Origin of the sequence: Methylobacterium sp. WL103, assembly GCF_008039885.1 — a bacterium.
In the GTDB taxonomy this organism is placed as follows: domain Bacteria; phylum Pseudomonadota; class Alphaproteobacteria; order Rhizobiales; family Beijerinckiaceae; genus Methylobacterium; species Methylobacterium cerastii.
This window is the reverse complement of sequence record NZ_VRUX01000138.1, coordinates 1-9,057: the sequence shown is the minus strand read 5'-3', so window position 1 is coordinate 9,057 and position 9,057 is coordinate 1. Positions and strand designations below refer to the sequence as shown.

The window sequence follows — 9,057 nt, the reverse complement described above, 5'->3', positions numbered from 1 at the left end:
CAACCGGCACCGTCGAACGCGCGCTCCAACGCGGCGCGGCGCCGCTGCCGCAGCCCGGACGAGCCGACGACTTCCGCTGGCCCCCGGGCTGAACGCCCGGCAGAGACTCAGCGCGGCAGGATCGAGGCGCCCATCAGCGTCTCGTCGATCGAGCGGGCGGCCTGCCGGCCCTCGCGGATCGCCCACACGACCAGGGACTGGCCGCGGCGCATGTCGCCGGCCGCCCAGATCTTCGGATCGGAGGTGCGGTAATCCTCCTCGTTCGCCGTGACGTTGCCGCGCTTGTCGACCGTGATGCCGGACTGCTCCAGAAGCCCCTTCTGGATCGAGCCGGCGAATCCGATCGCCATGAACACGAGGTCGGCCGGCAGGACGAATTCCGAGCCCTCGATGGGCTGGCGCTTGGCGTCGACGCGGGCGCAGACGACCCCGGTGAGACGCCCCTTCTTGTTGCCTTCGAGCCGGAGGGTGGCCGCCTGGAACTCGCGCTCGGCGCCCTCGGCCTGGCTCGACGAGGTCCGCATCTTGGTCGGCCAGTACGGCCAGACCGAGAGCTTGTCCTCGCGCTCGGGCGGCCGCGGGCGGATGTCGAGCTGCGTCACCGACAGGGCGCCCTGACGGAACGCGGTGCCGACGCAGTCGGACGCGGTGTCACCGCCGCCGATCACCACCACGTTCTTGCCCGACGCCAGGATCGGCGCCTCGCCGTTGCCGCGCATCGGCTCGGCGCCGACCCGCCGGTTCGACTGGATCAGGTAGGGCATCGCGTAGTGCACGCCCTCGAGCTCCTGCCCCGGCAGCTGCGGGTTGCGCGGGTCCTCGGCGCCGCCGGAGAACAGCACAGCATCGTACTCGGCGGTCAGCTCCTCGACCGGCTTCGTCACGCCGACGTTCTGGTTGTAGTGGAAGACCACGCCTTCGGCTTCCATCTGCTTCACGCGCCGATCGATGTGGCGCTTCTCCATCTTGAAGTCGGGGATGCCGTAGCGGAGCAGACCGCCGGCCTTCGGCTCGCGCTCGTAGACGTGGACCGCGTGCCCGACGCGGGCGAGCTGCTGCGCCGCCGCGAGGCCGGCCGGACCCGAACCGATCACCGCCACCTTCTTGCCGGTGCGGATCGACGACGGCTCCGGCTTCACCCAGCCCATGTTCCAGGCCCGGTCGGCGATGGCCTGCTCGATCGTCTTGATCGCCACCGGCTGGTTCTCGAGGTTCAGCGTGCACGCCTCCTCGCACGGCGCCGGGCAGATGCGGCCGGTGAACTCCGGGAAGTTGTTGGTGGAGTGGAGGTTGCGCGCCGCCTCCTCCCAATCCGACTGGAAGACGAGGTCGTTCCAATCGGGAATCTGGTTGTGCACCGGGCAGCCGGTCGGCCCATGGCAGAACGGGATGCCGCAATCCATGCAGCGCGCCGCCTGCTTCTTCAGGTCGTGCTCGTCGAGCGGCAGGGTGAACTCGCGGAAGTGCCGCACGCGGTCGGCCGCGAGCTGGTACTTCTGGTCCTGCCGGTCGAATTCGAGGAAGCCGGTGATCTTGCCCATCGGTGTACTCAGCGTCGGTAGCGAAAAATCGGTGTCGCAGCTTTCCGGTCAGCGACCGGCGGCAGCGGCGATAGCGTCGGGTTCGAGCCGGAACGCGACCCTGCATCGGTCGAGCCAACCCCGGATCGCGGGCCTCCCCGCCAAGTCGAATCCACCCTCGTCGGCCCACTGGGTGTAGGCGAACAGGGCGACGTCGGCGATGGTCACGTCGTCGCCGACGAACCATTCGCTTTCCGCGAGGTGCCGCTCCATCAGGTCGAGCGCCGCCTCGCCGCGCGCGACCCGGCCCGGATCGCGCCCCTCGCGCGGCACGCCGCGAAACGTCATCTCAACGCGGCAGACCGCGATGGTCGGCTCGTGGCTGTACTGCTCCCAGAACAGCCACTGGTCGACGGTCGCCGCCGCGAACGGGTCGCCCGGAAGCAGCGCGCTCTCGCGGGCGAGATACCGCATGATGGCGTTCGACTGGGCGAGGCGCCGCCCGTCGTCGAACACCACCCCCGGGATCTGCCCGGCCGGGAACAGGGCGAGATACGCAGGCGTCCGCGTCTCGCCCTTCAGCGCATCGACCTGGACCCATTCGTAGGCGAGGCCGAGAACATCGGCGACGATCTTGATCTTCAGGCAGTTGCCCGAGGTGAGGTCGCCGTAGATCCGCATGGCGGCGGGCGGCGTCGTCGAGAACGTATCCGTCATGCGCCTCCCCTCGCGCTGTCCATCGTCGGCGGCGTCTTCCTTCATGGCCGACCGACTTCAAAGCCGGCCGGGGTGTTCGTTCAGCCATTCCTTCAGCGCGGTCTCGATGCGGATCTGCCAGTCCGGACCACCGCTCCGGAACCGTTCGACGAGGTTCGTCGGGAGGACAAGTCGCTCCGTCTCACCAGGGCGATGACCACGTTCGACCAAGCGACCGCCGACCCGAATATCCGCTTGTTCGAACCAAGCAGCATCCAGCTCCGGTGCGTCGTCGGGATCCCAGCCGATCTCATCGGGAAACATCGGTTGATCGGGTGCGGCCGCCGAATTGCGCCTGCTCTCGTTCATTGGCCTTCCTCAAGCTGATGATCCGTCGATCGCCGTCCCGTTCCGTCCAGACCACGATGACCATTCGGCCGTCGAGGAGACCGACTGTTATCCACCGTGTCTCCCTATAACCGAACCGCACGTCCTCACGCGTCGCTTCGGTCCCGTTGAAGACTTGCCCACATCGAGCGAAATCCAACCCGCGCTCACGCAACGCGTGCGCGCGCTGCTCGTCATCGTAGACGACGCGCAGGGGCGTCTCTCACCGAGAGAGCGACGGTCCTTACTCCGCCGCCACCGGCATCCGCGCCATCTCCATCTCGCGGAGCGCCCGGCGGTACTCCACCGGCATCACCTTGACGAACTTGGTGCGGTAGCCCGCCCAATCCTCGAGGATCGCCTTGGCGCGCGGGCTGCCCGTGTACTTCAGGTGGTTGGTGATGAGCTGCGACAGGCGCTCCTCGTCATGCCCCGACATGTCTGCGAGGATGTCGACGCGGCCCTTGGTCTCGAGGTCGCCGTCCTGGTGGAAGCGGCGCATCAGGTCGTCTTCCTCCTCGACGGGTTCGAGGTCGACCATCGAGAGGTTGCAGCGGGCCGAGAACGATCCGTCCTCGTCGAGCACGTAGGCGATGCCGCCGGACATGCCGGCCGCGAAGTTGCGCCCGGTCTCGCCGATCGACACGACGACGCCGCCGGTCATGTACTCGCAGCCATGGTCGCCCATGCCCTCGACCACGGTGATCGCGCCGGAGTTGCGCACGGCGAAGCGCTCGCCGGCCGAGCCGCGGATGTAGCACTCGCCGGCGATGGCGCCGTAGAGCACGGTGTTGCCGACCATGATCGTCCTGTCGGCGGGCGCCTTGAGCGAATCGCTCGGCCGGATGATCAGCTTGCCGCCCGACAGGCCCTTGCCGACGTAGTCGTTGCCGTGGCCGGTGAGCTCGATCGTCACGCCGGCCGCGACCCAGGCGCCGAAGCTCTGTCCGGCGGTGCCGGCGAGCTTCACCACGATGGTGTCGTCGGGCAGGCCTTCGTGGCCGTGCGCCTTGGCGACGGCGCCCGACAGCATCGCGCCCGCCGTCCGGTCGGAGTTGCGGATCACGTCGTGGAGGACCACCGGCTCGCCGGTGTCGATCGCGTTCTGCGCGCCGGCGATCAGGCGCCGGTCGAGGACGTCGTCGATCGGGTGCTTCTGCGTCTCGACCCAGCGGATCGCCACGTCCGGCCCGACGTCGGGCCGGTGGAACAACTTCGAGAAGTCGAGTCCACGCGCCTTCCAGTGCTGGATCGCCTCGACCTTGTCGAGGAAGTCCGAGCGGCCGACGAGGTCTTCGAGCTTGGTGAAGCCCATCGCCGCCATCAGCTCGCGCAGCTCCTCGGCGACGTAGAAGAAGTAGTTCACCACGTGCTCGGGCGTGCCTTTGAAGCGCTTGCGCAGAACCGGGTCCTGCGTCGCGACGCCGACCGGGCAGGTGTTGAGGTGGCACTTGCGCATCATGATGCAGCCGGCCGCGATCAGCGGCGCGGTGGAGAAGCCGAACTGGTCGGCGCCGAGGAGCGCCGCGATCAGCACGTCGCGGCCGGTGCGGATGCCGCCGTCGGCCTGCAGCGCGACGCGGCCGCGCAGGTGGTTCATCACCAGCGTCTGCTGCGTCTCGGCCAGCCCCGTTTCCCACGGACCGCCGGCGTGCTTCAGCGAGGTCAGCGGCGCCGCGCCGGTGCCGCCGTCGAAGCCCGAGATGGTGATGTGGTCGGCCCGCGCCTTGGCGACGCCGGTGGCGACCGTGCCGACGCCGACCTCGGAGACGAGCTTCACCGACACGTCGGCCGCCGGGTTCACGTTCTTCAGGTCGTAGATCAGCTGCGCCAGATCCTCGATCGAGTAGATGTCGTGGTGCGGCGGCGGCGAGATCAGGCCGACGCCCGGGGTGGCGTAGCGGACCTTCGCGATCTTGGCGTCGACCTTGTGGCCGGGCAGCTGGCCGCCCTCGCCGGGCTTGGCGCCCTGAGCGACCTTGATCTGCATCATGTCGGCGTTGACGAGGTACTCGGTGGTGACGCCGAAGCGCCCCGACGCGACCTGCTTGATCGCCGAGCGGCGCGAGCGCCCGTCCGGCAGCGGCTTGAAGCGCTCGACCTCCTCGCCGCCCTCGCCCGAGTTCGAGCGTCCGCCGAAGGAGTTCAGGGCGATGGCCAGCGTCTCGTGCGCCTCCTTCGAGATCGAGCCGTAGGACATCGCGCCGGTGGCGAAGCGCTTGACGATCTCGGAGGCCGGCTCGACGCTCTCCAGCGCCACCGGCTCGCGCCCGATCTCGGGGGCGAGCTTGATCCGGAACAGGCCGCGCAGGGTCTTGAGCTGCTGCTCCTGGTCGTTCACCAGCCGGGCGTATTCGCGGTAGCGCTCGGGCACGCCGAGACGCACCGCATGCTGCAGCGTCGCGACCGTGTCGGGGGTCCAGGTGTGGGCCTCGCCGCGCAGCCGGTAGGCGTACTCGCCGCCGACGTCGAGGGCGTTGCGATAGATCGGCGCGTCGCCGAACGCGTCGGCGTGGCGGCGCACGGTCTCCTCGGCGATCTCGGCCATGCCGACGCCCTCGACCATCGTCGCCGTGCCGAAGAAGTCGCGCGCGACGAAGGCCGAGTTCAGCCCGATCGCGTCGAAGATCTGCGCGCCGCAATAGGACTGGTAGGTCGAGATGCCCATCTTCGACATGACCTTCAGCAGGCCCTTATCGATCGACTTGATGTAGCGGTAGATGATCTCCTCATCCAAGAGGTCCGGCGGGAACTCGTGCTTCATCGCCACCAGCGTCTCGAAGGCGAGATACGGGTTGATCGCCTCGGCGCCGTAGCCGGCCAGGCAGGCGAAGTGATGGATCTCGCGCGGCTCGCCCGATTCGACCACGAGGCCGACCGAGGTGCGAAGCCCCTTGCGGATCAGGTAGTTGTGCACGGCCGCCGTCGCGAGCAGCGCCGGGATCGGGATACGATCGGGGCCGACCGCGCGGTCGGACAGGACGATGATGTTGTAGCCGCCGCGCACCGCGACTTCCGCGCGGTCGCAGAGCCGGTCGAGCGCGCCGTTCATCGCCGCCGCGCCGGTCTCGGCCGGATAGGTGATGTCGAGGGTCTTTGTGTCGAAGCGGTCCTCGAAATGGCCGATCGAGCGGATCTTCTCGAGGTCCGTGTTGGTCAGGATCGGTTGGCGGACTTCCAGGCGCTTGCGGCGGGAGGCGCCTTCCATGTCGAGCAGGTTCGGGCGCGGGCCGATGAACGAGACGAGGCTCATCACGGCCTCCTCGCGGATCGGGTCGATCGGCGGGTTGGTGACCTGCGCGAAGTTCTGCTTGAAGTAGGTGTAGAGCGACTTCGACTTGTCGGACAAAGCCGAGAGCGGCGTGTCGGTGCCCATGGAGCCGACCGCCTCCTGGCCGGTCACGGCCATCGGCGCCATGAGCAGCTTGAGGTCTTCCTGGCTGTAGCCGAACGCCTGCTGGCGATCGAGCAGCGACACGTCGGTGCGGCTCTCGCGAGCGGTGACGGGCTTGAGATCCTCCAGCACGATCTGGGTGTTCTTCACCCAGTCGGCGTAGGGGTGCGCGGCCGCGAGCTCGCCCTTGATCTCCTCGTCGTCGACGATGCGGCCCTTCTCCAGGTCGATCAGAAGCATCCGGCCCGGCTGCAGGCGCCAGGACTGGACGATCTTCTCATCCGGGATCGGCAGCACGCCCATTTCTGAGGCGAGCACGACGAGGCCGTCGTCGGTGACGATGTAGCGGGCGGGGCGCAGTCCGTTGCGGTCGAGGGTCGCGCCGATCTGGCGGCCGTCGGTGAAGGCGACCGCCGCCGGGCCGTCCCACGGCTCCATCAGCGCGGCGTGGTACTCGTAGAAGGCCCGCCGCTCCTCGCTCATCAGCGGGTTGCCGGCCCAGGCCTCGGGGATGAGCATCATCATCGCGTGGGCGAGCGGGTAGCCGCCCATGACGAGGAACTCGAGCGCGTTGTCGAAGCACGCGGTGTCGGACTGGCCCTCGTAGGAGATCGGCCACAGCTTCGAGATGTCGTTGCCGAACAGGTCCGAATCGACGCTCGCCTGGCGGGCGGCCATCCAGTTCACGTTGCCGCGCAGCGTGTTGATCTCGCCGTTGTGCGCGACCATCCGGTAGGGGTGCGACAGGCGCCAGGTCGGGAAGGTGTTGGTGGCGAAGCGCTGGTGCACGAGGGCGATCGCCGAGACGAAGCGCTCGTCCTTCAGGTCGAGGAAGTAGTTCCCGAGCTGGTTCACCAGCACCATGCCCTTGTAGACGATGGTCCGGCTCGACACGGAGACGGGATAGAACTCCATCACCCGCGGGTCCTTCAGGCCGTAGACGCGGCCGGAAATCACCTTACGGGCGACGTAGATCCGCCGCTCGAACGCGTCGCCGTCGGCCGCGGAGGCCGGGCGGCCGATGAAGAGCTGGCGGTGATGCGGCTCGGTCGCCTTCACGGCGACGCCGAGGTCCTCGGGATCGACCGGCACGTCGCGCCAGCCGAGCAGGGGAAGCCCCTCGGCGGCGAGCGACTGCTCGACGATGGATTCGATGATCGCGCGCGACTCCTCGGCCTTCGGCATGAACAGCTGCGCGATGGCGTAGTCGCCGGCCGGCGGCAGCTCGAAGCCGAGCCGCGAGCACTCCTCGGCGAAGAAGGCGTGCGGGATCTGCGTGAGGATGCCGCAACCGTCGCCCATCTTCGGGTCGGCGCCGACCGCGCCGCGATGGTCGAGGTTCTCCAGGATCTTCAGGCCCTGCTCGACGATGGCATGGGTGCGCCGGTCGTGCATGTCGGCGACGAAGCCGACGCCGCAGCCGTCCTTCTCGTTGCGCGGATCGTAGGCACCCTGGGCGACCGGCATCGCCGGATCGCGCACCACGAGCGGCGCGACGCCGTCGCGCGAAGCCGGCGCGGTGTCCGCGTCGAGGTTTCCGCTCACGGTCATGTCCGCATTCCCGAAAGCCGCCATGCCCACCATCCCCGAAAGTTCGAAAAGTTCGACCAGACCCGTCCGAACGTCCATGCCCGCCGACGCGAGCACGTTTCATGCCCGACACTCAAGCGAGGCCGGGCCAGTCATCTTGTCTCGTCGGGTCTCGGGAGGGTCCTCGGTGGAGGAAGCGCCCGCAACCCGCGGGCTCGCACCGGCCCGATGTCAGCCGGCGTGGGCCCGGATCGCCTCGACGGCGACCGGCTTGAGATCTCGTTTCGACGTCACGATGATCACGTGCCGAAACCCTCTACCCCGGACCCTTAGGTCCCGCTGCGCGGCGTCCATCGCGCGCGCCCACCGGAAATGGGACAGTCATACTGTCCTAACGCTGCAAACTGGCAGATTTCAAATATTCCAGCAAGGCCCACACACCGGCAAAAGCGGCGTTTTGATGCCGCATCCCACGCCTTCCCTGCTCGATCCCAGCGCCAGGAGCGACCGAACGCCGTCGAACTGCATCGGGAATCGGCCGCTTGGCGCCCGCATTCTCCCGCAATTGCGCCCGAATCGTCCGGTCAATGGCGTACGCCGAGCACAAGCGGCATGCGGGGCAACGACCCTGCCGGAATGGCCGAAGGACACGCGGGACGCGGTCCTTCGGCGCGGGGCCCGCTCCGGATCGTCGGCGGGCCTCGACGAAACTCCCCGGCGCGGGGCGAGCGCCGCAGGAGGTCGGGCGATTTGTGAGAGCGTGACCCGGATGTCAGCCGTGAACCCATTCCATCGTCGTCTTCGCGTGAGCCTCTCGGCCTGCGCCCTGCTGATCGGCGCCACCGGCGCGGCGCAGGCGCAATACGCCTTCGACGACGCGATCATGCCGCCCCGCGCGGTAGCCTGGCGCCTGGGCGAGCGCGGCTTCAGCGGCATCAGCCGGCCGCACTTCGACGGCCGCGCCTACGTCGTCGAGGCGTTCAACCCGAACGGCGCCCGCGTGCGCCTGTTCGTCGACGCGCGAGACGGTGCGATCCTCGGCCGCCAGCGCCTCGACGACGGCCCGGTGGTGATCGCTCGCCCGGCCCCCGGCTACGGCTGGACCGAGGAGGACGCGATGCCGCGGAGCCCGATGCGGCAGGCCGAGCGACTTCTTCCGCCAGGCGACATCCCGATGCCGGAGAGCCGCGGCGTGCCCCCGCGCCGACCTGTGCCGGACGCAGACTTCGTACGGCCCGAGGGCGGACCAGACGCCTACGGCCGCATGCCTGCAGAGCCGAACCCGCACGGGATCAACCCGGATCGCCGCGGGCCGGTCGAGGCGCCGCGCCGGCTCGCACGCACCGGCAACCCGACCCGGGGGCCGGACGGTAGGACGCTCGACGGGAAGACGCTCGACGGCAAGAACCCGGAAGGCAGAGCGCAGGCGCGCACCGTTCCCGAGGTGCCGAAGCTGCGCCCGGTGGAGGCCGCCAAACCCGAGCCGAAGCCGGAAGCGCCCGTCGCGACGGCGGAGCCGCCGAAGGCGGC

General features: G+C 68.9%; 6 protein-coding genes. 1 reads left to right on the top strand and 5 read right to left on the bottom strand.

Annotated features, from left to right (window positions below):
- Window positions 1–107: 107 nt before the first annotated feature.
- The 5 genes from FV222_RS10970 to gltB form a co-directional block, all read right to left on the bottom strand.
- Window positions 108–1,541 carry a glutamate synthase subunit beta gene (locus tag FV222_RS10970; protein WP_147763337.1) on the bottom strand — a complete coding sequence of 478 codons (1,434 nt, stop codon included), beginning with the start codon at window positions 1,539–1,541 and terminating at the stop codon, window positions 108–110.
- Between the two features lie 48 nt (window positions 1,542–1,589).
- Window positions 1,590–2,201 (bottom strand): glutathione S-transferase family protein, encoded by a 612-nt coding sequence (locus FV222_RS10965; protein WP_147763354.1) that lies wholly within the window; start codon window positions 2,199–2,201, stop codon window positions 1,590–1,592.
- A 93-nt stretch (window positions 2,202–2,294) separates the two neighbouring features.
- Window positions 2,295–2,585, bottom strand: coding sequence for a BrnA antitoxin family protein (locus FV222_RS10960; RefSeq protein WP_210246517.1), 291 nt, complete (start codon window positions 2,583–2,585; stop codon window positions 2,295–2,297).
- A complete protein-coding gene (locus FV222_RS10955) occupies window positions 2,527–2,763 on the bottom strand; it encodes a BrnT family toxin (protein WP_246685417.1) in 237 nt (78 codons plus the stop codon). The genes FV222_RS10960 and FV222_RS10955 overlap by 59 nt, the downstream gene beginning before the upstream one ends.
- A gap of 84 nt (window positions 2,764–2,847) precedes the next feature.
- Window positions 2,848–7,548: a glutamate synthase large subunit gene (gene gltB, locus FV222_RS10950; RefSeq protein WP_147763338.1), complete on the bottom strand. Its 4,701-nt coding sequence runs from the start codon at window positions 7,546–7,548 to the stop codon at window positions 2,848–2,850.
- A 757-nt stretch (window positions 7,549–8,305) separates the two neighbouring features.
- Here gltB and FV222_RS10945 point away from each other — a divergent pair.
- Window positions 8,306–9,057 (top strand): PepSY domain-containing protein (locus tag FV222_RS10945; RefSeq protein WP_147814265.1); only part of this gene is annotated, 752 nt, incomplete at its 3' end.

Coding starts and splice junctions, on each gene's coding strand:
- FV222_RS10970 (WP_147763337.1), bottom strand. CDS start 1,541: ATGGGCAAGATCACCGGCTTCCTCGAATTCGACCGGCAGGACCAGAAG.
- FV222_RS10960 (WP_210246517.1), bottom strand. CDS start 2,585: ATGAACGAGAGCAGGCGCAATTCGGCGGCCGCACCCGATCAACCGATG.
- FV222_RS10965 (WP_147763354.1), bottom strand. CDS start 2,201: ATGCGGATCTACGGCGACCTCACCTCGGGCAACTGCCTGAAGATCAAG.
- gltB (WP_147763338.1), bottom strand. CDS start 7,548: ATGACCGTGAGCGGAAACCTCGACGCGGACACCGCGCCGGCTTCGCGC.